We start from the raw sequence: 21,917 nt of genomic DNA, 5'->3' as shown, positions 1-21,917 counted from the left end.
AGGAAGTATGGCCTCGCCGGAAGAACATAAAGCTCACAATGCTGAAGCTGAAAAGCGTATTCTCAGCGACGTGAAGGAGCACGGGTTCCACATTGCTTTGTTTAACGGCGATGGCTACTCGCCTAGTTTTGCTTACACAATTGGGCTATACAAAACGTTTGGGTATCCCGAGCTCATTTGCTTTGGATTCGGCCTAGATTTACTTCATTCGGTGCTATCGGAGGGCAAAAAGCTGCTGGATAAGCAGCCTAAGCCCGACCCTAACGTTGGGTATCCTGATTTTCTGGAAGGCTTTGATGTACGGTTTTTAACCGTTGACGAAGCGCGTTATCAGTACTATTTTGGCTATGCAGCATGGTTTTATAAAAGCTGGGATTTTCCAGCTTTACAAATTGTGTGGCCGGATAAACAGGCGTTTTACCCTTGGGATGAGGACTTCAATCCTGATTGGAAGGTCGGTCAACCGCTACTGGACCGGGACAATGATTTCAAGTTTCGAGAAGACCGGAATTTAGGCGTGTATACAACTCGCCAAGTTTTGGAGGGCTTCCCCATCTTGCGAGTTGCACACAATAGCGACGGTGATTGGCAGTTTCTGTGCGACACTACCACAGATGTAGCAGACCTTAAAGTTGTTTGCCTCGAACACATTATAAAACGGGACGCTTCACTCAATGAGTTGTTCCAACTCAAATACGGTTGGACAGCGTGGCGTGAAACTATTGATGATGATTGGCAAACTTGGGAAGACCCAGACGAAGATGAGGAAGTAGAAGAAACTGAGTAATGAAACGCTGGCTCCTCCTACCCTTTCTCCTCCTCACCGGCCTTACCATCGCTGCCTATCCGCGCCTGCATCGCAAGCTGCTCCGCTACCAAAGCCACCGCGCCGCTGAAGATGCAATAGCTCAAATCGCACCTCAGCTTCACGACGGCGACCTGATTTTCCACACCTCGCAATCGGCCCAAAGCCAGGCCATTCAACTGGCCACGCATTCGGTCTGGAGCCACTGCGGCATCGTGTACCAGCAGGCGGGCCAGTGGCAAGTATTTGAAGCCGTGCAGCCGGTGAAACTGACGCCGCTGACCGATTGGGTGGCGCGGGGCCAGGGCGGCCACTTCGTAACCAAGCGGCTGCGTGATGCGGCCAAGGCCCTTACGCCCGCCGCCCTGGCCCGCCTGAAAACGGCCGGGCAGCCCCTGCTGGGGCATAGCTACGACCTGTATTTTGGTTGGTCCGACGACCGCATTTATTGCTCCGAGCTCATCTGGAAAGTGTATGAGCGTGGGCTGCACCGGCGGCTGGGGCAACTGCAGCACCTGCGCGATTTCGACCTGAGCCACCCCGCGGTGCAGGCCAAGCTGCGGGAGCGGTATGGCAAGCAGCTGCCGCTGAACGAAACCGTTATTTCGCCGGTCAGCATCTTCAACAGCCCCGAACTGGTGACGGTGCTCAACCGTTGAACCAGCAACCGGCTGCAACTTTAGCGGCGCGGGCCGACCTTTAGCGCTGATTCAATCCGACTTTCGTTTGCTGACCACTCAATATTCTTCCTGGTTTATCCTGCTTTGCCTGGCCGTGGGCGCCGGCTACGCGGCCTTGCAATACTCGGCCAAAGCCCCGTGGAGCAAGCAGCGCAACTACGCCCTGGCCGCGCTGCGCTTCACGGTAGTGAGCTTTTTATGCTACCTGCTGCTGGCCCCGTTCATCAAAACCACGACCACCCACACCGAGCAGCCCACGCTGGTGCTGGCCGTCGACAACTCGCAGTCGGTCGAGCTATTCACGCCTAAAAATGTGTTGGGCCAGGCTACTTCCGGCCTCGCCAGGCTGGCCGAAACCCTGCGCGGCAAGGGCTTCACCGTCGAAACCCGCACCCTAACGTCTTCGCCGGCCCGCCCGGCCCGGCCCGATTCGCTGCGCTTCTCTGCTGCTACCACCGACCTCGACCAACTGCTGGCCGGCACCCGCGACGCCTACGATGGCCGCAACCTGGCCGGGGTGGTGCTCGTGAGCGACGGACTTGCGAACCAGGGCCGCAGCCCGGCCTATTCGGAGTTTAACTTCCCGATTTACAGCGTAGCAGTGGGCGACACCATTCCCAAACGCGACCTGCGCCTGACCGGCCTCACCTACAACCGCGTGGCGTTCAGCGGCAATAAATTCCCCATCGAAGCCGAACTAGGCTTTGAAGGCTACGCGGGCGGCGCGGCCACGGTGGAGCTGCGCGAGGGAAATAAGGTGCTCGACAGCCGCCGCGTGGCCCTGCCTGCTGGCCGGCGCCGGGTGCGCACCACCTTTCAACTTACGGCACCGGCGCCGGGCAAGCGGCGCTACGAAGTCCTCATTGCCCCGCAACCCGGCGAGTTTACCGAGTTGAACAACGCCCGCACGGCCTTCATCGAGATTGTGAAGGGCAAGCTGCGGGTGTTGCTGGCCGGCGCTGCGCCGCACCCGGACCTGAAAGCGTTGCGGGCCGCTATTCTGGCCAACGACAACTTCGACCTTACCCTAGCCTTACCTGGCATAAACCCGCTGAAAGCCGATGCCGACTTCGACGTGGCCATCCTGCACCAGCTGCCCGCGCAGGACGGCCTGGGCAATGAGCTACTGGCCCAGGTGAAGGCCCGCAAAACGCCCGCCTTCTACATTCTGGGGGCGCAATCGGACCTGGCGGCTTACAACCAGCTCGGCGCAGGCCTCAGCATTCAGCCGCGCGGGGCACAGACGGATGACGTGACGCCCGTGCCGAACCCCGGCTTCGCGCGCTTTGCCACCGACGAAGAATCGGCCCGTCGCTTTGCGCAGTATCCGCCGGCGCCGGTGCCGTTTGGGGACTACCGCCTGGGCGTTGGGGCTGAGGCCGCGCTGTGGCAACAAGTGGGCCGCGTGGGCACGCAGAAGCCGCTGCTGGTGTTCGGCGGCCCCGCCGACCGCCGCCAGGCCACGCTGCTCACCGATGGCAGCTGGCAATGGCGCCTGAGCGAGGCGGTGGAGCACGACGACAAGCCCGAAGCCTACGACCGGCTCATCATCCGCACGCTGCAGCTCCTTACCCAGAATGCCAACAAAAAGCGCCTCGACGTGTACGCCTCGCAGGATGCTTTCGGCACGCAGGACGACGTGACACTGGGTGCGGAGACGTATAACGCGGTGTTCGAACGCCTGTATAACCAGAAAATCGACCTGATATTGACGGATGCCAAGCAGCAGGCCCGCCGCTTCTCGTTCGCCAACGCCGAGGACGGCTCGCCCCTGCACCTGGGCCCGCTGCCGGCCGGCCTCTATAAGTACCAGGCGCGCGCCACGCTCGGCGGCCAGCCTCAGCAGGATGCCGGCGAGCTGCTGGTGCAGGCGCAACCGCTGGAAGCGCTGGAATCGAAAGCCGACCACAACTTGCTGGCGCAGCTTTCGCGCCGCAGCGGCTCGCAACTCTACTATCCTTCGCAATTGGATAAGCTCGCGCAGGACATCATTAAAGCCAATTACAAGCCCGTGATTACGGCCGAAGAGGAATTAAAGGATTTGATAAATCTCAAGTGGATTTTCTTCGTCATTCTCGGCTTTTTGACGGTGGAGTGGGCCGTGCGCAAGTATTCGGGCAGCGTGTAGCGGCGCAGCCGGAATTCACGGCTGCGCCCGGGCCGGACGCAGCCAGTAGCAGGTCGCTCACCCGAGGTTTTTTCCTATTTACCGGATGTTTCTGCTGCCGTACACGCATTTTTTGCGCTTGTACACCAAGTATTTATTCGCGTACACGAGGTTTTTGCTCGCGTACAGTAAGTATTTGGTCGCGTACACTGAGTTTTTTACCGAATACACCAGGTTTATTCTTAATTACCAACGGTTTTTGGGCAGTTACACCGGGTTTTCCAGTCCCAATCAGCCTGTAATGGCCCGTAGAGAATCTTTTTAACTGGATTTTTATCTATAGTCACATTACGAGCCATTCGTTAAGCTGCATTGCGCGCGGCGCGGCATAGCATGCTGGTAAGGTAAAAGCGTGCAGCGTTCGTCCTCCCTCCTACTTTACCGAACCGCAGATGAAACGACGTGTCATTTTAACCGGGGCTACTGGAATGGTGGGCGATGGCGTCCTGCTCGAATGTCTGCAAAACCCCGCCGTGGAGTACGTGCTGGTGCTCACGCGCAAGCCTACCGGCCGCACCCACGCCAAAATGCGCGAACTGCTGGTGCCTGAGCTAGCCGATTTAAGCGCCGTCGAAAGCCAGCTGACGGGTTACAACGCCTGTTTTTTCTGCGCGGGCGTGTCGTCGGTGGGCATTTCGAAGGAAGAGTACGAGCGCATCACCCACGACATGACACTGGCGGTGGCGGCAACCATGGTGCGCCTCAATCCGGAAATGACGTTCATCTACGTGTCCGGCGCCGGCACCGATAGCAGCGAAAAAAGCAGCCAGCACTGGGCCCGTGTGAAGGGACGAACCGAGAACCAACTGCTGGCCCTGCCCTTCCGGGCGGCCTACATGTTCCGGCCGGGCTTTATGAAGGCCACAGCCGGCCAACGCAACATTCTGAAGTGGTACGGCGCCATTGCCTGGCTCTACCCGCTGGCCCGGCAACTGGCCCCAGACTTTGTGAGCACCATGCAGGAGGTGGGCCGGGCGATGATTAACGCGGCTGACTTCGGCTATTCCAAACCCGTGCTCGAAGTGCGTGACATCGTGGCGCTGGCCCACGGCAAAGTTGCTCCGCGACCTTAATTTATGCGTGAACCCTTCAAGAAATTCCTTGTGACTACTGGCTCCATTCTCGGCTCTCTGCTGCTAGCAGTGGTGGCTTTCACCAGCCTCAGTCCGCAACTGGGTGGCACGCCCACTGACCAGGAAAAAGCCGCCTACGCGAAGTCGGGCCATTACCAACAAGGCAAATTCAGGAACCTGCTCCCCACCCGGGAGCTCACGGGTGGCAGCACGGTGGGCGTGATGTGGAACTTCTTCTTCCGCAAAGCGGCTGATGCCAAGCCGCCCGGCCCGCTGCCCCAGCAGCCGCTCGACTCGCTGGCCATCGTCCGCAAAACACCCGAAATACTGCGCGTGACGTGGTTCGGTCACTCGGCCAGTCTGCTCGAAATCGCGGGCCAGAACATCCTGCTCGACCCCATGCTGAGCGTGAAGATGGGCCCGGTGAGCTGGGCCACGCCCAAGCGCTACAACCCGGAGCTGGCCATCACGCCCGAAAAGCTGCCCTACATCGCCGCCGTGCTCATTTCGCACGACCACTACGACCACCTCGACTACGAAACCATCGAGAAAATAAAGGACAAGGTGGGGCAGTTTTACGTGCCGCTGGGCATTGGCCCGCACCTGCGCGCCTGGGGCGTGGCCCGCAACCGCATCACCGAAATGAACTGGGGCGACAGCGTGACACTGCCCAACATCACGCTGCGCTGCACGCCCAGCCGCCACTTTTCGGGGCGTGGCCTCACCAACCGCAACTCCACGCTCTGGTGCTCGTGGGTGGTGCAGGGCGCCAGCAAGCGCGTTTTTTACACCGGCGACGGTGGCTACGGGCCGCACTTCGCCACCATCGGCCGGCAGTACGGGCCGTTCGATTTGGCTGTGGTTGAGTGCGGGCAGTACAACAAGGGCTGGGCCGAAATCCACATGAAGCCCGAGCAGAGCGTGCAGGCCGCCCGCGACGTGCGCGCCGCCGTGATGCTGCCCGTGCACTGGGGCGCGTTCACCGAGTCGCTGCACCCCTGGAACGAGCCCGTGAAACGCGCTACTGCCGAAGCCGCGCGGCTCGGTCAGGTAATCACCACCCCGCATTTGGGCGAACCGGTAACTTTGGGGGCTGCGCTGCCCCAGGAGCGGTGGTGGCAGTAGAAAACGAATAGATAGAACGTCATGCTGAGCTTGCCGAAGCATCTCTACTGCAAAGATTTGTTCCCCAATAAGAAAAAACAAAAAAAGAACGTCATGCTGAGCGCAGTCGAAGCATCTCTACCGCGTAAGCAATCCAATCGGTGCAACGAAGCGGTAGAGATGCTTCGACTGCGCGGACGTAAAATGAAGCATGACCGCCAATTTGGTGCTTTTCAGTATTTAGGAACAAGTCTCAAGAGTAAATCGATTACTTACGCGCTAGAGATGCTTCGGCAAGCTCAGCATGACGTTCATATTTAACACGACGGCATGCGCTACATCCTGCTCAACAAGCCCTACGAAGTCCTCACCCAGTTCACCGACGAGCACGGCCGCGCCACGCTCAAGGATTTTGTGGCTGTGCCCGGCGTGTACCCCGTGGGTCGGCTTGATTTCGACAGCGAAGGCCTGCTCCTGCTCACCGACGACAAGCAGCTGCAGCACCGCCTGAGCGACCCGAAGTTCAAAGTCCCGAAAACCTACTGGGCACAGGTCGAAGGCACCGTTTCGGAGGCCGCGTTGCAGCAGCTGCGGCGCGGCGTGCAGATAAAAGAAGGCCTTACCGCCCCCGCTGAAGCTGCCGAACTGCCCGAGCCGGCGCACCTCTGGCCCCGCACGCCCCCTATCCGTTACCGCGCCAGCATTCCCACCGGCTGGCTGGAAATTCAAATTTCGCAGGGCATGAACCGGCAGGTGCGCAAGATGTGCGCAGCCGTGGGCCTGCCTTGCCTGCGGCTGGTGCGCGCCGCCATTGGCCCGTTGGGTGTGGGCGAGCTGCAGCCCGGCCAATGGCGCGAGCTGACGGCGGCAGAAGTGGATTTACTGCGCAAAATAAGCGGTACCATCCGGCGTTTCTGAGCCTGAAATGAAGAACCGCTCCCACCGTCGCTGGCTTCTGTTGGTCTTGCTCGCCGCATTTGGGGCCATGAACGCCGTGGCGTTTTTTCACGCCTGGCGGTTCACGCATTTCTCCAACGAGCCCGGCCTGCACTCGCCCAACCCCGAACAGCTCGGCTCCGGCCAGAAGCTCTGGCTATTGCTCACCGGCATCCGCAACCCCAAGCCGCTGAACGGACCCACGCCCAGCTTCCCGGTCGAAACCGTAACCATCGCCAGCCCCAATGGCCCGCTCGAAGCCTGGTACGCCCGACCCGATTCTGGCCGCAGCCGGGGCACGGTGGCGCTGTTTCATGGGTACACCAGCAGCAAGTCGCACCTCACCCACGAGGCTGGCTACTTCCGCCGCTTGGGCTACAATGTGCTGCTCGTTGATGAAGCCGGCAACGGCAACTCGGCCGGTTTCCGCACCACCGTGGGCTACCGCGAGGCCGACGACGTAGCTGCCGCCGTGCGCTGGCTGAACGATTCCACCCGATATCAGCAACCCGGGAATAAGCACCAAACCCTGATTCTTTACGGCGTGAGCATGGGGGCCGTAGCCATTATGCGGGCCGAGGCCGAATTGGGGGTGCGAGCCGACGCCAACATCTTGGAATGCCCCTACGGCAACATGCGCCAAACGGCCTACAACCGCTTCGAATCGATGCACGTCCCGGGTTTCCCGATGGCTGACTTGCTGGTGTTCTGGGGCGGCGCGCAAAACGGGTTCTGGGCCTTCGGCCTCAACGCTGAGCACTACGCCACCCAAATTCACACGCCCACGCTCCTGCTCTGGGGCACTGCCGACCCACGCGTAACCTGCGCCGAAACCGATGCCATCTTCGCCCATCTAGCCGGCCCTAAAGCCCGCCACGATTTCCCCGGCGTGGGCCACGAGCCATATTGGAAGCGCTACGCCGCCGATTGGCAACAGCAGGTTCAGGGGTTTCTACCAGCCGACGCGCAATAACGTGGTTTGCCTCACTGGCAGAAGGTTACCGGGCAGCCTGTTCGCCAACTGCACCACGCCTGGTAGCCTGGCTGTATGAAGCTATTTAGGAAGAAAGCAGAACGATGTAGAGACGCGACCCATCGCGTCTCGGCCTCCACGCCGTTTGGGTGAATCGTTCAACGCCGAGACGCGATGGGTCGCGTCTCTACATCGTTCTATCAGGTTGTGCCAGCTTCCGAAACAGCTTCTACAGCTTGGTTAGCCACTCTTTTTTCTTCGCTTCAAACTCTTCGGGTGTGATAATACCTTCGTCGAGCAGGTGCTTTAGTTTTTGCAGCTGCGCCACGGGGTCTGGCGCATCGGTTGCGGTGCCGAAGGCTTTGCTAAGCTCCAGGCCGGCTCCCAGCTGGGCGCCTACGCCGGCCAAGCCACCGGTGTTGCGCGCAGCATCGCGCAGGGCCTGTAGCTTTTCCGATTCGGCGTAGCTCAGGGAACCCTCGGCGGCGGCCAGGGTGGCCGCCCGCACATCGGCAATCTGCTTGATGCGCGCCTGGGTGTCTTTGTCAAACGCCGTCCCAGACAGCTTAAAATCGGTCAGTTGAAAGCCCAGGTCCGCAAATTCGGCATTTAGGGCGCCGCGCAACGTCTCCGATAGCTGCGCCAGCTGCGCGTCGATAACCTGGCAGGAAAGGGCCGCCGTAGCAATGCCCACCACTATGTGCTGCCCAACGCGGGCTTGTATCAGGGCGCGGGCTTCTGAGGCTGTGTAGGCATCGCGCGAGCCCACAATCTCCGTGAAAAAGCGCTGGGCATCCACGATTTTAAACGAGTAGCTGCCGTGCAAGCCCATTTCGACGGGGAAGCCATAGACGGGGTCCACGTACTTCACGGGCGTGGCCGTGCCCCAGGCCTGGCTCACCACTTCGGCTTGCCGGAAGAAATACACCCGCAGCTTGTGCTCACTTTCAGCCCCCTGCCGCAGCTTGAGCAGGGCGGTAATGAAGGGATGGTTGGCGGTAGCGAGCGGGTAGAGGCCGTCCTCGGTCAGCACGGCCGTCACTTGGCCCTCGTATACCAGCAGGCAGCCCTGGCCCGGTGCCACCAGCAGCTTGCTGGCATTTTTGATTTCGGCGGTGGGCGCCGGGTAGCGGTACACCAGCAACTCGGGCGCCTGGTTGGGCCACTCAATTACGGAAGCAAACTGCGCGTTCAGAAAGTTTTTGAAACCCATGGTGGTGGTTTATTTGAGGTCGAAGCGGCTGATAACCTTGCCGTCTGTACTGACTACAAAGCCGGCCGTCCCATAGGAAGAAGAACCCAGAAAGCCGCCTTTGCAGGCCACCAGCTCCAGCACGTACGGGTCCCCTAGCTTAGCCAGCGGAGCAGTCCAGCGCACTTGTCCCGTGGCCGGGTCCAGGCATTGCAGGTTGAGGGGCGCTTCCGGCGCAGGCGTCGCGCGGGACGCAATCAGCACGCTTTGCGCATCGGCATAGAGAAAACTGGGCTTGAAGTAGAGGCGGCCGGGGGTGAAGTCGCGGTACGACGTAACACGGTAGTATTCGGGGCCGCTTATGTCCTCGTTCCGGTAGGCTGTTGCCCCGGTGTTCGGGTCGGTGCCCGTAGATACCTGCGAGCACATCACGTTTTCACAGAGGCGCTTCGGCCCCCCGCCGTTGTCCTTGAATTTGATTTGCAGCAGCTTCACCGGGGTGCCTTTGCAGGAAGAGGTGGGGTTGGTAAAGGTGTAGGACGTTTTTAGCGTGGCACCGGGCAGCAGATTGGCAAATCCGTCGTCCGCGGCGTCCAGTTCGGTCTCGGTGTAGATGCGGTTTACCAGCGGGTAGTAAAACAGGCTCTTGCCGTCGTTGGTGAGCAGGGCCAGCCCGTCACCGTTAGACTGCGGCACAAACTCCATACTGGCCAAACCAGCCCGCAACACCGGTTGCCGCTCAAACCACTGCTTGCCGGCTTCCACCAGCTTCAGCGCAGCATTGTCCACCACAAACAGCGTGGTTTTATTGACAATGACGTACTGCCGGCCGTCGGAGAAAGTACGGGCTTCCACGTCAACCGCCGAGACCGCCGGCACGTCGAGCCGCTCCGTATCAATTTCCTTGTGCTTGAGTGGGTCATAGAACGTCACGTAAGGGCCGTTTTTAGCCTTATCGCCTTCCTGATTGTAGCTCTGGCTGGCCACTACCAGCATCACCGGCTGGCCCTCACTCCCGGCCAGAGGCACCGTTTTTTCTATCCGGCCATAGTACTGGGAACCAGAGGCGCTGGACAGGTCGGAAGCGCCCCCGTCCGAAACGGCAGTACCGCCGGGCACAAGCCGCAGGGCCGCGCCGGCCACGCCTACCGCCAACGCCGCCAGCACGCCCCGCACAAGGGGACTGAGGCGGGCCGCGGGCGGAGGTGCCGCGGGGAGATGGAAGGTGTGGTTGTGCTGAATGGTGAGCCGGTCATCGTCCAGAAAGTAGTCTGTCTGGCAGCTGCTGCAGCGGAAGCTTCCGGGCTTAATTTCTGTCTTCTGTGGGCTGCCGCACTGCGGGCATTTAATTGCTTTTATCTCGGTAGCCATTAATCGAAAAACAAACTAGTAGAGAGTTGAGCAGTGGCGAAAAACCAGCCTTTTCAGCGCTTAACGCCAGTTAATTGGCAGGCTTTGCCGCGCTCTGTTGGTAGACCGTGGAAGGCAAATGCACAGTTATCTCCATCCACTGTGCAAATCAATATATAGCCGAAGGTACAGAACAAGGCACTACACCGTTGGGCTTTCTGCCCTTCTCGCGCTCCGAAAGTGTGAACCACCATTTCGCCGGTGTGGGCTGCGAGGTATAGCAAAAGCGCTAAGCTGTTGATTGGGGCAGCAGCGTTAAGCGCTTCTAAATCGACGAGTTGATATCAGTCAAACGGGCTATCGCCGTTTTGTATAGCTCAGAAACTGACCACTCTTTGATATCGGAGACTTGCCCGTCGCCGACTTCTATAATTGTTGGCTTGCCGTCAGCTTGAAAAGCGACATCAACGGTGTAAAACCACCGGCTTTGCAAAGCCACAAGGGAAGGCGCTAATTCCTCAGGAAACTCACTTCCATCTACTCCAAAAGCTTTGCCTTGGACCACGAAAAACCGACGCTCAGCCTGATTCGATAACTCCACGGCCTCTCTCAAGAACAGCTCTTCACCAGTTGCTACAGTATGTTTACTGAGCAAGCTGTCAAATTCTTCCACGGAATGAATGATAGAATCATCTCCAAAGGACTTGCTCAGCCCCTTGACAAAACAACGCCCGTCGCGGCTCAGTAATGTTGCAATGGCTTCCCGCGCGGCGCCTGCCTTCACAAATTGACTGCGCGGCGTAAATTCCGCAATCGCAGCATACCAACCCGGGGCCTGGTGCGAAGTCAAATACATGGCAGCGGGTACCAGCAGCGGTGTTAGTCGCTCGAGTTTCTCGTATTCCTTCGCCGTCAGCATCCAACCACGGTACAACGTGGGCCATTGCGCATTGGGCTGCCGGTATATCTTTTCCTGCTCAGCATCAAAGAGGCAAACGTTGTACCCTTGACGTTGAGCCGTTTCCATTTCATCTTGCCACATCGGGTCGATGGCGCGCTCGTATGGCAGGCTGGGCAGAAGGATGTTTAGCATGGAGGGAAAGGGTTTCGTATCCGAAAGTAACGCCTGCCATATAATATCTTACCCTTATTTAAGCATGGCCATGGCATAGCCGACACAAAGCCCCCACGACTTCCCCGGCATGGGCCACGAGCCGTGCTGGAAGCACTATTCAGTCTACTGGGAGCGGCAGACGCAGACGTTTCTTCTGCAAGAAATTGCCCTTTGGCAATCACGCATTATTCTGCCTGTTTTTCAACCGACTCCATCATTCGAAGCGCGGTTTGTGCTAACCCATTATTTGGATAGACTTCCAAAACTCGCTGATAGTATGCCCGAGCTTTTTGACCTTCTCCAATTTGGCTGTAGCAAAATGCTATGTTACATAGCGCCATTTCTCGATAACACATGCCCGATGAACTTAGCAGGGTTAAGTAGCGGTACTTATCTACCCATGCATTTGCTGTAAAGTATTGGTAACTCGATTCAAAAAATGGAATTGCCTCCATATAGGCAGGCTTTTTCACTAATTGCATGCCTCTTCTATGGTCTTTGGCAACAATATTTCTGAGCATGAATCCTAGTCCGAGATAAGTAGCCGCTGTTGGGAATACCGGGTTTTCTGCTCCGCACAAATACCAAATCAGTCCAATCAGAAATAAAATAGCAAGCTGAGGAATTATTGAAATCCAAGCCACTTGCTTCACTATTGGTACGTTTGACGCCACAGACTTTCTACTAATTATAGGTTTGGGATTTGAGTAATTAAAATCCAATTCTCGTGCAAATAGCGCAGAAACTGGCTTACCTTCTCTGCACCCCTGTCAGGCCTGCCCTACCCTATCAAACCAAAACCGGCCACCGCGTCGCCAAACATAGGCGCAGGCCGACAATCGGTGACAGTTTGTCACCAAATGCATGCTGGTACGTTGCTTGTAATCGTGGGTCAGCGGCTGAAAGGCTGCCTCTAACCTGACACATTCCACTTTATAACCAACACACCCACCTCATGGGCAAAATAATCGGCATTGACCTCGGCACCACCAACTCGTGCGTGTCCGTAATGGAAGGCAACGAACCCGTTGTAATTCCCAACAGCGAAGGCCGCCGCACCACCCCCAGCATCGTCGCCTTCCTCGACGGGGGTAAGGGCGAGCGCAAAGTGGGCGACCCGGCCAAGCGCCAGGCCGTGACCAACCCCCAGAACACGATTTCCAGCATCAAGCGCTTCATGGGCCGCCACTTCAGCGAAGTGTCGTCGGAGCAGAAGCTCGTTTCCTATCAGCTCGCGCCTGGTGCCAACAACACCGTGGCTGTGAAAATCGGCGACCGCACTTACACGCCGCAGGAAATCTCGGCCATGGTGCTCCAGAAAATGAAGCAAACTGCTGAGGATTACCTCGGCACGACCGTAACCGAAGCCGTTATCACGGTACCCGCGTACTTCAACGACGCCCAACGCCAGGCCACGAAAGAAGCCGGAGCCATCGCCGGCCTCGACGTGAAGCGCATCATCAACGAGCCCACCGCCGCTGCCCTGGCTTACGGCCTCGACAAAAAGCACAAGGACCAGAAAATTGCCGTGTACGACCTAGGCGGTGGCACATTCGATATCTCCATCTTGGAGTTGGGCGACGGCGTGTTCGAAGTGCTGAGCACCAACGGTGACACCCACCTCGGCGGCGACGACTTCGACCAGGTCATCATCAACTTCCTGGCCGACCAGTTTAAGTCGGACAACGAAGGCCTCGACCTGCGCTCCGACCCGATGGCCCTCCAGCGCCTCAAAGAAGCTGCTGAGAAAGCCAAAGTAGAGCTCTCCAGCTCGACCGAAACCGAAATCAACCTGCCCTACATCACCGCTACGGCCTCGGGCCCCAAGCACCTGGTGGTGAAACTGAGCCGCGCCAAATTCGAGCAGCTCGCCGACGACCTCGTGCGCCGCTCGATGGACCCGGTGAAAAAAGCCCTGCAAGACGCCGGCTTGAGCACCAGCGACATCGATGAGGTTATCCTCGTGGGTGGTTCGACCCGCATCCCCCGCATCCAGGAGGAAGTGGAGAAGTTCTTCGGCAAGAAGCCCAGCAAAGGCGTGAACCCCGACGAAGTGGTGGCCATCGGTGCTGCCATCCAGGGCGGTGTACTGACCGGCGAAGTGAAGGACGTGCTGCTGCTCGACGTGACCCCGCTGTCGCTCGGCATCGAGACGATGGGCGGCGTAATGACCAAACTCATCGAGTCGAACACGACCATTCCGACCAAGAAATCGGAAACCTTCTCGACGGCCTCGGACAACCAGCCTTCGGTAGAAATTCACGTGCTGCAAGGCGAGCGCCCTTTGGCCAGCCAGAACCGCACCATCGGCAAGTTCCACCTCGACAGCATCCCACCCGCACCCCGTGGCGTGCCGCAAATTGAGGTAATCTTCGACATCGACGCCAACGGCATCCTGAACGTAACCGCCAAGGACAAAGGCACCGGCAAAGAGCAGAAAATTCGCATCGAAGCCAGCAGCGGCCTGAGCGAGGACGACATCAAGCGCATGCGCGACGAAGCCGCCGCCAACGCTGAGTCGGACAAAGCCGAAACCGAGCGCATCAGCAAGGTGAACGCCGCCGACTCGATGATTTTCCAGACCGAGAAGCAGCTGAAAGAGTACGGTGAGAAGCTGAGCGGTGGCAACAAAACCGCCATCGAAGGTGCGCTGGCCGACCTCAAATCGGCGCACGAAGCCAAAGACCTCGCCCGCATCGACACCGCCATGGAGGCCATCAACGCCGCTTGGCAGGCTGCCTCGCAGGAGATGTACGCCGCTGGCGGTGCCGAAGGTGGCCAGCCGGGTGGCGACGGTCAGCCGCAAGGCGACAACGGCCAGGGCCAGCCCGCCGACCACGTAACCGATGTGGACTACGAAGAAGTTGACGGTAAATAATTCCTGATTATTGCCAGCACTGAGAAGGCCGGACGCGAGAGCTTCCGGCCTTTTTTATTGCCTCACTGCCACCGATAAGGGCGACCATGTGAATTTCCTGGGAAAAATCGGCTAACTAGCGGCCTTAAACTTCCTTTGGGCTACATGAGTGCATTTAAACAATATCAGTCATTCATTTCTCCCGAAGCAGCGCAGCCGCTGATTGAATTACTCTTTAAGCATGAGGTCTTGTTCGAGACTGGTTTTGATAAACCGGTGTATGACGCGAAGATGGCCTTTAATGAAACGGAAAACCGTTTTGTGGTGCGATTAAAACCCGCCGATTTTGAGGCAGCCCGCGAGCTGGAAGACCAGGCCAGCGAAGAGTTGACCGCCAATGCCGACCCCAGCCATTACCTCTTCGGTTTCGCCGACGATGAGCTGTTTGAAGTGATACTGAAGCGCGACGAGTGGAACAGCTACGATGTAGCGCTGGCGGGCCGCATTCTGCGGCAACGGGGCCGCGACGTAACACCCGATACCGTACGCCTGCTGCGGCAATACCGCGCCGTGGAGCTCACCAAGCCCGAAGCCAGCCAAAAAGTCTCCATCATTGCGGGGTACCTGCTGGCGTGCCTGGGCGGCATTATCGGTATCATTATTGGGCTGAATTTGTTGTACGCGAAGAAAAAGCTGCTCGATGGTACCCAGGGCCCGGCCTATTCTGCGGCCGACCGCGCCCATGGCTTTCGCATTATTCTATTAGGCTTCGTAATGGCCCTATTGCTGCTGGTTGCTCGCATTAAGCTCAATATTTAGCCGTTGCGCTGGCTTTGCAATCCTTTGGCCGCTCGTTCGCGTAAGCACGCACAAGCTGGGCCATTATGCTTCTTTTTCTTTTTGCCCTGCTTCCTGATATCATGAAATCAATTTCGGCTCTCCCATTTACCACCCGCGCACTGGCTCTAGGTGCCCTGCTCATTGCGGCTGCTTCGTGCAGCGTGAGCGAACAAGTGAAAGATAAACCCAGCGGTAAAAAGGTCTCGGCAGAGGCCCTCGAGAACGAGGCCTATACCCAGATGCAATACCGCCTCAACTTCGTGGACGAAGCCAAGCTCGGCGGCCAGGACATTCTGTTCGTGCGTGAGGCGTCGGATGTGCCGTCGGCCCAGCAGGCGAAGCTGCAAACGGCGCTGGCGGCCGGCAGTCTGCCCCTGCACCTCAAGATGCGTGTGTACGCCCGCAACCCCAGCGTAACCAGTGTGCAGCTCAAGCAGCTCGACTACAAGCTATTGCTCGATGGCAAGGAACTCACCGCCGGCAGCACCGGCGTCGACACCCAACTCGAAGCCAGCGCCATCGAAACGCTGCCCATCAACATCGACATGAATGTGAAGCCTGAGCAGCTGAACGGCAGCACGCCCGCCGCTTTTGCCGCCGGCTTCACCGATTTCACGGGCGCTAACCGCCGCCTCGTGGTGGAAATTCGTCCGCAGTACCTGGGGTCCAACGGCCGCCAGATGCCGGCCGCCAGCTTTACGCCGGCCGAGCTGGTTACCGCTAAACGTGCTACCACCAAAAAATAGCTTGTGCGGCGGCAGCTACAACAAGGCAATGCTGTCAGCACGTTTATTTATAACAAAAAGCCCTTGGCGCGTGCGCCGAGGGCTTTTTGTTGGGCTTTAGCCTGGGGCTGACTTGGGAAACGGAGGCTTTACCCAACTTCTTCGGCTACGTCCTCTATTCCTTCCTCAATCTTCTCATCGGCTTCCTGGTGGTCGTCGTCGTCGGCGGCTTCGAGTTGGTTCTCCTGCTCCTGCCAGCCCTTGGGCTCGTAGCTGAGCCGGATGTAGATGGGGTAATGGTCGGAGCCGATGTGGGTGAGGCGGCGCAGGTCCTGCAGGCGGAAGTGGGCCGAATGAAACACGTGGTCGAGGGGCCAGCGCAGCAGCTTGTAGTCGGCGTGGAAGGTGGGCAGCAGCCCACGCCCGATGCGCGGGTCGAGCAGGCGCGAGAGCCGCCGGAACAGCTCCGAAGTATGCGACCAGGCCACGTCGTTGAAGTCGCCAGCCACAATGGTGGGCCCGTCGTGGTGTTGAATAACCTTGCCCACGACCAGCAGCTCGGCATCGCGGCGGGCGCTGTTTTTCGACTCCTGCGGGGCCGGCGGCTTGGGGTGCAGGAAGTGCATGTTCACGGTGAGGCCGCTGGGCAAGCGCACGCAACCGTGAAACGACGGAATATCGGGGTCAAGAATGTACCGAATCTGCGGCTCAATGAGCGGCAGGCGCGAAAACACCAGCATGCCGTAGGTGTTGGGCAGCGGCGCGTGGCAGGTGTACGGGTAATCCTTCGTGATTCCCTGCAGCTGGCTCAGCCACCAGTCGTCGGTTTCAACGGCCAGTACCACATCGGGGCTCAGGTGACGGATGTGGCCCAGGCAGCGCGAAGCGTCGCGGTTGTACATCAGCACGTTGGCCACCATCAGGCTGATGTGGTGGTCGTTGTCATCGGCCGGGCGGCTGGCATCGGCTACCTGCTTGCTATGTAGCGGTGTGTAGGGCCACACGCGGCTAAACTGGTACACCACGGCCACCGCCAGGCTCACCACAAACAGGCTATTGCTAAAGCTGCGAGGGGAAGGCAGCAGCAGCGCCGCCCCAAGGCTTAGGAGCAGCGCAGCCACGATTTGCAGACGCGGAAAGTCGCAGATGCGAATCCACCACGCCGTTTGGCGGAAAATGGGAAGCAGCGTTACCAACAGGCCGGCCCCGCCGAGAATCCACACTGCCCAGTGGCCGGCGGTTAAAAGCGCAGATAAAAATGTGGGCATTTAGGGAGAATGGGTGGGAATTGGCGCAGAGCGGTGGGCAAAGAGGCATGAACCGAAAGAACGTCCTTCGGCCCGTCTTTGTCCAGCAGGACGTTTTTACAGCTATTTAGTTGTGCAGCCCTACACGTCGTCCTGAAAACCACCCTTGCGGAGTTCCTCAATGGTGCGCATAACCCGGTCTTTGAGGGTGTTGCGGTATTTCTCGAGCGAATCAGCTAGTCGGGCGTTGCCGATGGCCAGCATTTGGGTGGCCAGCACGGCGGCGTTGGCGGCGTTGTCGAGGCCCACGGTGGCCACGGGCGTACCCGTCGGCATCTGAATCATACTCAGAATCGAATCGAGCCCCTGAATGGACAGCGTGCTGTTGATGGGCACCCCAATGACGGGCAGGTTGGTGAAGGCCGCTACCATGCCCGGCAGGTGGGCCGCCCCACCCCCACCGGCGATGAGCACGCGCAGGCCGCGCTTGCGGGCGCTTTCGGCGTACTCCACCATGCGGTGCGGCGTGCGATGCGGCGACACCAGCGTGATTTCGTAGGGCACCCCGAACTGCCGCAGAATATCGGCGGCGGCCGACATTATTTTCAGGTCCGATTTCGAGCCCATGATGATGCCCACGATGGGATTTTCGGTGGTGGGCCGGTCGTCGGCCGAGCCGCTGGCAGCGGTGGAAGCAGGAGAATCTGGAAACATGAAATCGAAGCGGGAAATAATACCTGAAATGAGCGGCAACTTGCCACCCGGCCGTAATATGACGGCAAAATAGGACATTTCCACCCGGTTAGCTTCCGCTCTTACCTTTACGCCCCATGGAAATTCTGCTTGCCACCTTCACCACCCTGTTTTCCATCGTCAATCCATTCGGGGCGATGCCGGTTTTTCTGACCCTCACGGCCGACGACCGGGCTTCGGAGCGGGCGCGTACGGCCCTGCGGTCCTGCATCTACATGGTGGCCATTCTGAGCGTGGCCTTTTTCGGCGGACAGTACATCCTCAACTTTTTCGGCATCAGCATCCAGCACCTGCGCATCGCGGGCGGCATTTTGCTTATCCGTTCGGCGTTCGATTTGCTTACGCCCGGCGCTAACCGCGACCGCGTGGGCCCCGAAGCTCTCGAAGAAAGCAAGCAGAAAGACGACATCAGCTTCACGCCGTTGGCCATGCCCATGCTTTCTGGCCCGGGCTCCATGGCCATCTGCATCGGCCTGATTCGGCCCACTTACGTGGATAAGGCCATGACCGTGGCTGGCTTTGTGCTGGTGGCGCTGGCGGCATTCATCGTCCTGATTTTCTCGCTACGCCTCACCCGCGTGCTGGGCAAGCCCGGCATGGCGGCCATGTCGCGCATCATGGGCTTTATTACCCTGGCCATTGGGGTCAACTTTCTGGCGTCGGCCATTGGCGTGCTGTTTCCGGGGCTGACGAAGTAGGCTTTAGCCCAAGCCCGTCATGCAGAGCACCGCGAAGCATCTCGCTCGGGGCAGTAACTCAATTGTAATTTCTGCGCATACCTGCGCAATATTTAATAAGCTTGGTTAGTGGTAGCACGCGAGATGCTTCGCTGCGCTCTGCATGAAGGGATTTAACCATTCGCCTACCTACAGAATCAGCTTGTACCCAATGCCGCGGATGTTTACAATCTGCACCTGCGGGTCGTCTTTCAGGCAGCGGCGCAGGCGGGTGATGAACACATCGAGGCTGCGGCCATTGAAAAAGGAGTCGTCGCCCCAGAGCTCTCGCAGCACAGTAGTACGCTCCAGTACTTGGTTGCGCTGGTCGTAGAGGCGTTTGAGCAGTTCGGCTTCGCGGTTGGTAAGGTCGGTTTCCTGCGGGCCAAGGCGCAGCTTTTGCTTGGGATGGTCGAACTGGTAGCGCCCGATGGTGAGCAGGCAAACCGGCGCGGCGGCTGCCGGCACCCGGGCCAGCAGCGCCCGGATGCGGACAATCAACTCGTCCATGCTGAAAGGCTTTTTCAGGTAGTCGTTGCCACCCAGTTCGAATCCCTGCACCACGTCGGCAGTTTGCGAGCGGGCGGTGAGGAACAGAATGGGCACGGTGGCATTTTCACGCCGAATATGTCCGGCCAAAGCGAAACCATCAAGCTTGGGCATCATCACGTCGGCCACTACAATGTCGGGGCACTGCTGCCGGAACTGGTGCAGGCCGGCCTCGCCATCAGCCGCAAAATCAACCTGAAAGCCCCGGCTTTCAAGGCTGTCTTTCACGATGAGGGCCAGCGAAGGCTCATCTTCTACAAGGAGGATGGTGGGCATAAGAGTTAACTAATAGCAGTCATGCCGAGCGCAGCCGAGGCATCTCGCGTGTGGTAGTGATTCAATCGTGATTACAATGCCAGCAAGATGCCTCGGCTGCGCTCGGCATGGCGTTCTGAAACACTGACGGCCTTCACCCCTGCGGAATCCAAAGCGCAAACTCGCTGCCCTGCCCCAGTCCGCTGCGCACGGCGATGCGGCCGCCGTGGCGTTCCACCACCTGCCGCGCGTAGTACAACCCGAGGCCGAAGCCTTTCACGTTGTGCAGGTTGCCGGTGGGCACGCGAAAGAACTGGTCGAAAATGGCTTCCTGGTAGCCAGGGTCGATGCCGGGGCCATTGTCGGCCACACTCAGGTGCCAGCCGGTGGCCTCCTGCCGCCCCCGAATGGTGATGGTAACGGCCTCCCGCGAGTACTTGATGGCGTTATCGATGAGGTTGTTGAGGACGTTGCCCAGGTGCAGGCGGTCGAAGTGCACAGCAGTTGCGTCGACTTGCACTTCGAACTGCACGGGCTTGGCCGCTTGCAGCTGGTGGCGGGCCACAATTTCGGCCACCAAGGCGGCGGGCTGCACGGCTTCGGGAGCCAGCTCCAGCGGCTGGCGCTCATCGACGGCAATGTTAAGGACCTTTTCGACCAGGTCGGACAGGCGCTGAAGCTCGGTGCGCGAGATGGCGAGGTAGGTCTGGGTTTTGGCAGGGTCGTGGAGCGCGCCGAAGTTTTGCAGTGCCTCCACGGCCGCCGACACGGTCGCCAGGGGCGTCTTCAGCTCGTGCGTCATGTTGTTGATGAAGTCGTTCTTGACGTCGGAGAGTTTCTTCTGGCGCAGAATGGTACTCAGCATCAGCCAGAAGCAGGCGGTGGTGAGAGCCAGCAGCGCCGCCGAACCGGCCAGCAGCCCGCCCATGCGCCGCAGCACGAAGAACGTGGGTGGCTGGAACGCGGCCCGTACCTCCAAATCGACCAACGGATTGAGTATCACCGGCGGCGTGAGCAGGGTGTAGCCAGCTGCCCACGCCCCGGGGCGGTCCGCAGTAGCCAGGCCCGAACGCAGGGTATCGAGCACGAAATCTGCATCGGTGTCGCGCTGGCGCAACTCGGTGTGGTAGGCGGCGCTGAGCTGCTTGAGGTTCACCCCTCGCCCACCGGCCCAGTCGCGGATAAGCAGGCTGGAAATGGTGCGGACCAAGGTATCGGCCACAGCCTGCCCGGAGCGGCGCACCATCATCCGCACTTTCTGGCTACTGGCCCGGTAGCGCCGGGCCGAATCGGGTGGGGCCGGGCGCGCCGGCATCACCACCACATTGCTGAAGGAGCCGCCATCAGCATCGTTGTAGTGCCGGAAGATGACGCGCTGCGGGTGCTTCGACCCGGGCTGCTGCATCAGTTGGCGGGCATCGGCTACCTGTTGGCGCTGCACCACGGTGGCCAGAGCATCGCGCACGGTGCGAACGAACTGGCTGGCGGTAAGCTGGTAAGTGGTGTAAAGCCAGTAGGCCTGGAAGCCATTGATGCCCACCATGCACACCACCATAAGCCCAAAAATGTAGCGGAGGCGGCGTTTCATGCTGAGTGTTTTTTACAAGTAAGGAGTCCGGACTGTCATGCCGAGCGCAGCCGAGGCATGACGGCCAGGGGAGTCCAAAAGTACATCTCCCCAAGCCACCCCGGCCGCCGTTAACACTATTTAACACAGTATAACTGTAGTTTACAAAGCTATGCCGGTGCTTTGCAGCCTTCAATCAAACACCGCATCACCATGAAAAACGTTGCAAAAAAACTCCCGATTCTGCTCCTGCTCGCTGGCCTGTTTGGGGCTGGCTCGGCCCAAGCCCAGGCCAGCGGCCAGATTCAATTCGAAGTAACCAAGCGCATTGACCCCAGCCAGATTCGCGTGGTGGTCAATGGCCAGGTGGTGAAGCCCGGCAGCCCCGACTTCCCCGCCGATATTCCGGAAACGCGCACCACGAGCATGAGCCTGGCCTTTGCCGGCAGCTATGCCAGGGAAAAGCGCGAGAGCGGGGCCCTGCGCACCATGACTACTGCCGTAAATGGAGGCGGCGGCATCCCGCAAACCACGGTACTGAAGGCACCTTTTGAGGAAATAACGTACGTCGACCTGGCTGGCCGAGCTGTGGCCACCGTCCTTACCGTATCGAAGGACAACACCACCACAACCTACCGCACTGACGCGCCCTTTGTGGCTCCCAGCGGCTGGATACTCAGTTCTCAAACCCGCAAAATCGCCGGCTACACCTGCCACAAAGCCACCGTACCTTACCAGAAGGACACCTACACCGTCTGGTACACTACCGACCTGCCCTTCACCTACTCGCCGGTGCGCGAACTGATGCCGGAGAAGGGTGTGGTGCTGCAGTTAGAAGGTGAAAAAGAGCAATACCAGGCCACCAAAGTCGACCTGAAAGCCGTGGCGGAAACGGAAGTGCGCCCCGCGGGCACCGCGCAGCTCGTAACCGCCGCGGAGCTAAAAGACCTGCGCGCCAAAGCTCAGGCTGATTTTCGCCAGCGCATGATAGAGGGCGAAGGCCGTTAGGAATCC

20 protein-coding genes are annotated in these 21,917 nt (G+C 59.2%); 12 read left to right on the top strand and 8 right to left on the bottom strand.

The genetic code is table 11. The features are described from left to right. Positions 1–7: 7 nt before the first annotated feature. The 7 genes from ABD837_RS22350 (at position 8) to ABD837_RS22320 (ending at position 7,738) form a co-directional block, all read left to right on the top strand. Complete coding sequence (locus ABD837_RS22350; RefSeq protein WP_345059042.1) at positions 8–787, top strand: DUF4262 domain-containing protein; 780 nt, start codon at positions 8–10, stop codon at positions 785–787. Then, on the top strand, positions 787–1,464 hold the full coding sequence (locus tag ABD837_RS22345) for a YiiX family permuted papain-like enzyme (protein ID WP_345059040.1): 678 nt from the start codon (positions 787–789) through the stop codon (positions 1,462–1,464). The genes ABD837_RS22350 and ABD837_RS22345 overlap by 1 nt, the downstream gene beginning before the upstream one ends. Before the next feature lie 67 nt (positions 1,465–1,531). Then, a complete protein-coding gene (locus ABD837_RS22340) occupies positions 1,532–3,613 on the top strand; it encodes a VWA domain-containing protein (RefSeq protein ID WP_345059038.1) in 2,082 nt (693 codons plus the stop codon). A 431-nt stretch (positions 3,614–4,044) separates the two neighbouring features. Continuing rightward, positions 4,045–4,725 (top strand): NAD-dependent epimerase/dehydratase family protein, encoded by a 681-nt coding sequence (locus ABD837_RS22335; RefSeq protein WP_345059036.1) that lies wholly within the window; start codon positions 4,045–4,047, stop codon positions 4,723–4,725. A gap of 3 nt (positions 4,726–4,728) precedes the next feature. Next, positions 4,729–5,850, top strand: coding sequence for an MBL fold metallo-hydrolase (locus ABD837_RS22330; RefSeq protein WP_345059034.1), 1,122 nt, complete (start codon positions 4,729–4,731; stop codon positions 5,848–5,850). Between the two features lie 309 nt (positions 5,851–6,159). After that, on the top strand, positions 6,160–6,747 hold the full coding sequence (locus ABD837_RS22325) for a pseudouridine synthase (RefSeq protein ID WP_345059032.1): 588 nt from the start codon (positions 6,160–6,162) through the stop codon (positions 6,745–6,747). Between the two features lie 7 nt (positions 6,748–6,754). Continuing rightward, complete coding sequence (locus tag ABD837_RS22320) at positions 6,755–7,738, top strand: alpha/beta hydrolase (protein ID WP_345059030.1); 984 nt, start codon at positions 6,755–6,757, stop codon at positions 7,736–7,738. A gap of 229 nt (positions 7,739–7,967) precedes the next feature. On the opposite strand, the gene ABD837_RS22315 is transcribed toward ABD837_RS22320, so the two are convergent. The 4 genes from ABD837_RS22315 to ABD837_RS22300 form a co-directional block, all read right to left on the bottom strand. Next, the gene (locus ABD837_RS22315) at positions 7,968–8,951 is read right to left on the bottom strand and encodes an SPFH domain-containing protein (protein WP_345059029.1); all 984 of its coding nucleotides are present in this window, start codon (positions 8,949–8,951) and stop codon (positions 7,968–7,970) included. A 9-nt stretch (positions 8,952–8,960) separates the two neighbouring features. Continuing rightward, a complete protein-coding gene (locus ABD837_RS22310; protein ID WP_345059027.1) occupies positions 8,961–10,301 on the bottom strand; it encodes a hypothetical protein in 1,341 nt (446 codons plus the stop codon). Between the two features lie 304 nt (positions 10,302–10,605). Then, positions 10,606–11,373 carry an ATP-grasp domain-containing protein gene (locus tag ABD837_RS22305; RefSeq protein WP_345059025.1) on the bottom strand — a complete coding sequence of 256 codons (768 nt, stop codon included), beginning with the start codon at positions 11,371–11,373 and terminating at the stop codon, positions 10,606–10,608. 206 nt (positions 11,374–11,579) lie between these two features. Further along, positions 11,580–12,116, bottom strand: coding sequence for a tetratricopeptide repeat protein (locus ABD837_RS22300; RefSeq protein WP_345059023.1), 537 nt, complete (start codon positions 12,114–12,116; stop codon positions 11,580–11,582). 233 nt (positions 12,117–12,349) lie between these two features. Between ABD837_RS22300 and dnaK the strand changes: the two genes are divergently transcribed. From dnaK to ABD837_RS22285, 3 genes are all read left to right on the top strand, one after another. Continuing rightward, on the top strand, positions 12,350–14,272 hold the full coding sequence (gene dnaK, locus ABD837_RS22295) for a molecular chaperone DnaK (RefSeq protein ID WP_345059021.1): 1,923 nt from the start codon (positions 12,350–12,352) through the stop codon (positions 14,270–14,272). Positions 14,273–14,416: 144 nt separating this feature from the next. Beyond that, positions 14,417–15,070 (top strand): hypothetical protein, encoded by a 654-nt coding sequence (locus ABD837_RS22290; protein ID WP_345059019.1) that lies wholly within the window; start codon positions 14,417–14,419, stop codon positions 15,068–15,070. Between the two features lie 101 nt (positions 15,071–15,171). Continuing rightward, the gene (locus ABD837_RS22285) at positions 15,172–15,837 is read left to right on the top strand and encodes a hypothetical protein (protein WP_345059017.1); all 666 of its coding nucleotides are present in this window, start codon (positions 15,172–15,174) and stop codon (positions 15,835–15,837) included. A 128-nt stretch (positions 15,838–15,965) separates the two neighbouring features. On the opposite strand, the gene ABD837_RS22280 is transcribed toward ABD837_RS22285, so the two are convergent. Both ABD837_RS22280 and purE read right to left on the bottom strand, forming a co-directional pair. Then, positions 15,966–17,084 carry an endonuclease/exonuclease/phosphatase family protein gene (locus ABD837_RS22280; protein WP_345059015.1) on the bottom strand — a complete coding sequence of 373 codons (1,119 nt, stop codon included), beginning with the start codon at positions 17,082–17,084 and terminating at the stop codon, positions 15,966–15,968. A 120-nt stretch (positions 17,085–17,204) separates the two neighbouring features. Continuing rightward, positions 17,205–17,690 carry a 5-(carboxyamino)imidazole ribonucleotide mutase gene (gene purE, locus ABD837_RS22275; RefSeq protein WP_345059169.1) on the bottom strand — a complete coding sequence of 162 codons (486 nt, stop codon included), beginning with the start codon at positions 17,688–17,690 and terminating at the stop codon, positions 17,205–17,207. Between the two features lie 203 nt (positions 17,691–17,893). On the opposite strand from purE, the gene ABD837_RS22270 reads away from it, so the two are divergent. Further along, a complete protein-coding gene (locus ABD837_RS22270) occupies positions 17,894–18,514 on the top strand; it encodes a MarC family protein (RefSeq protein WP_345059013.1) in 621 nt (206 codons plus the stop codon). Between the two features lie 168 nt (positions 18,515–18,682). On the opposite strand, the gene ABD837_RS22265 is transcribed toward ABD837_RS22270, so the two are convergent. After that, positions 18,683–19,357 carry a response regulator transcription factor gene (locus ABD837_RS22265; protein WP_345059011.1) on the bottom strand — a complete coding sequence of 225 codons (675 nt, stop codon included), beginning with the start codon at positions 19,355–19,357 and terminating at the stop codon, positions 18,683–18,685. 133 nt (positions 19,358–19,490) lie between these two features. Next, complete coding sequence (locus ABD837_RS22260; RefSeq protein WP_345059009.1) at positions 19,491–20,924, bottom strand: sensor histidine kinase; 1,434 nt, start codon at positions 20,922–20,924, stop codon at positions 19,491–19,493. Between the two features lie 192 nt (positions 20,925–21,116). Between ABD837_RS22260 and ABD837_RS22255 the strand changes: the two genes are divergently transcribed. Beyond that, positions 21,117–21,911 (top strand): GLPGLI family protein, encoded by a 795-nt coding sequence (locus ABD837_RS22255; RefSeq protein ID WP_345059007.1) that lies wholly within the window; start codon positions 21,117–21,119, stop codon positions 21,909–21,911. The last annotated feature ends 6 nt before the right edge of the window (positions 21,912–21,917 follow it).

Origin of the sequence: Hymenobacter glaciei (genome assembly GCF_039539585.1) — a bacterium.
In the GTDB taxonomy this organism is placed as follows: Bacteria; Bacteroidota; Bacteroidia; order Cytophagales; family Hymenobacteraceae; genus Hymenobacter; species Hymenobacter glaciei.
The sequence above is the reverse complement of the archived record's forward strand: the minus strand, read 5'-3'. Positions and strand labels throughout refer to the sequence as shown.

Bases quoted from the DNA above. Each gene is read 5' to 3' on its own strand.
- ABD837_RS22335 (WP_345059036.1), top strand. From the start codon at position 4,045: ATGAAACGACGTGTCATTTTAACCGGGGCTACTGGAATGGTGGGCGAT.
- ABD837_RS22290 (WP_345059019.1), top strand. From the start codon at position 14,417: ATGAGTGCATTTAAACAATATCAGTCATTCATTTCTCCCGAAGCAGCG.
- ABD837_RS22325 (WP_345059032.1), top strand. From the start codon at position 6,160: ATGCGCTACATCCTGCTCAACAAGCCCTACGAAGTCCTCACCCAGTTC.
- ABD837_RS22310 (WP_345059027.1), bottom strand. From the start codon at position 10,301: ATGGCTACCGAGATAAAAGCAATTAAATGCCCGCAGTGCGGCAGCCCA.
- ABD837_RS22345 (WP_345059040.1), top strand. From the start codon at position 787: ATGAAACGCTGGCTCCTCCTACCCTTTCTCCTCCTCACCGGCCTTACC.
- ABD837_RS22305 (WP_345059025.1), bottom strand. From the start codon at position 11,373: ATGCTAAACATCCTTCTGCCCAGCCTGCCATACGAGCGCGCCATCGAC.
- purE (WP_345059169.1), bottom strand. From the start codon at position 17,690: ATGGGCTCGAAATCGGACCTGAAAATAATGTCGGCCGCCGCCGATATT.
- ABD837_RS22320 (WP_345059030.1), top strand. From the start codon at position 6,755: ATGAAGAACCGCTCCCACCGTCGCTGGCTTCTGTTGGTCTTGCTCGCC.
- ABD837_RS22350 (WP_345059042.1), top strand. From the start codon at position 8: ATGGCCTCGCCGGAAGAACATAAAGCTCACAATGCTGAAGCTGAAAAG.
- ABD837_RS22285 (WP_345059017.1), top strand. From the start codon at position 15,172: ATGAAATCAATTTCGGCTCTCCCATTTACCACCCGCGCACTGGCTCTA.
- ABD837_RS22330 (WP_345059034.1), top strand. From the start codon at position 4,729: ATGCGTGAACCCTTCAAGAAATTCCTTGTGACTACTGGCTCCATTCTC.
- dnaK (WP_345059021.1), top strand. From the start codon at position 12,350: ATGGGCAAAATAATCGGCATTGACCTCGGCACCACCAACTCGTGCGTG.
- ABD837_RS22265 (WP_345059011.1), bottom strand. From the start codon at position 19,357: ATGCCCACCATCCTCCTTGTAGAAGATGAGCCTTCGCTGGCCCTCATC.
- ABD837_RS22260 (WP_345059009.1), bottom strand. From the start codon at position 20,924: ATGAAACGCCGCCTCCGCTACATTTTTGGGCTTATGGTGGTGTGCATG.
- ABD837_RS22280 (WP_345059015.1), bottom strand. From the start codon at position 17,084: ATGCCCACATTTTTATCTGCGCTTTTAACCGCCGGCCACTGGGCAGTG.
- ABD837_RS22255 (WP_345059007.1), top strand. From the start codon at position 21,117: ATGAAAAACGTTGCAAAAAAACTCCCGATTCTGCTCCTGCTCGCTGGC.
- ABD837_RS22270 (WP_345059013.1), top strand. From the start codon at position 17,894: ATGGAAATTCTGCTTGCCACCTTCACCACCCTGTTTTCCATCGTCAAT.
- ABD837_RS22315 (WP_345059029.1), bottom strand. From the start codon at position 8,951: ATGGGTTTCAAAAACTTTCTGAACGCGCAGTTTGCTTCCGTAATTGAG.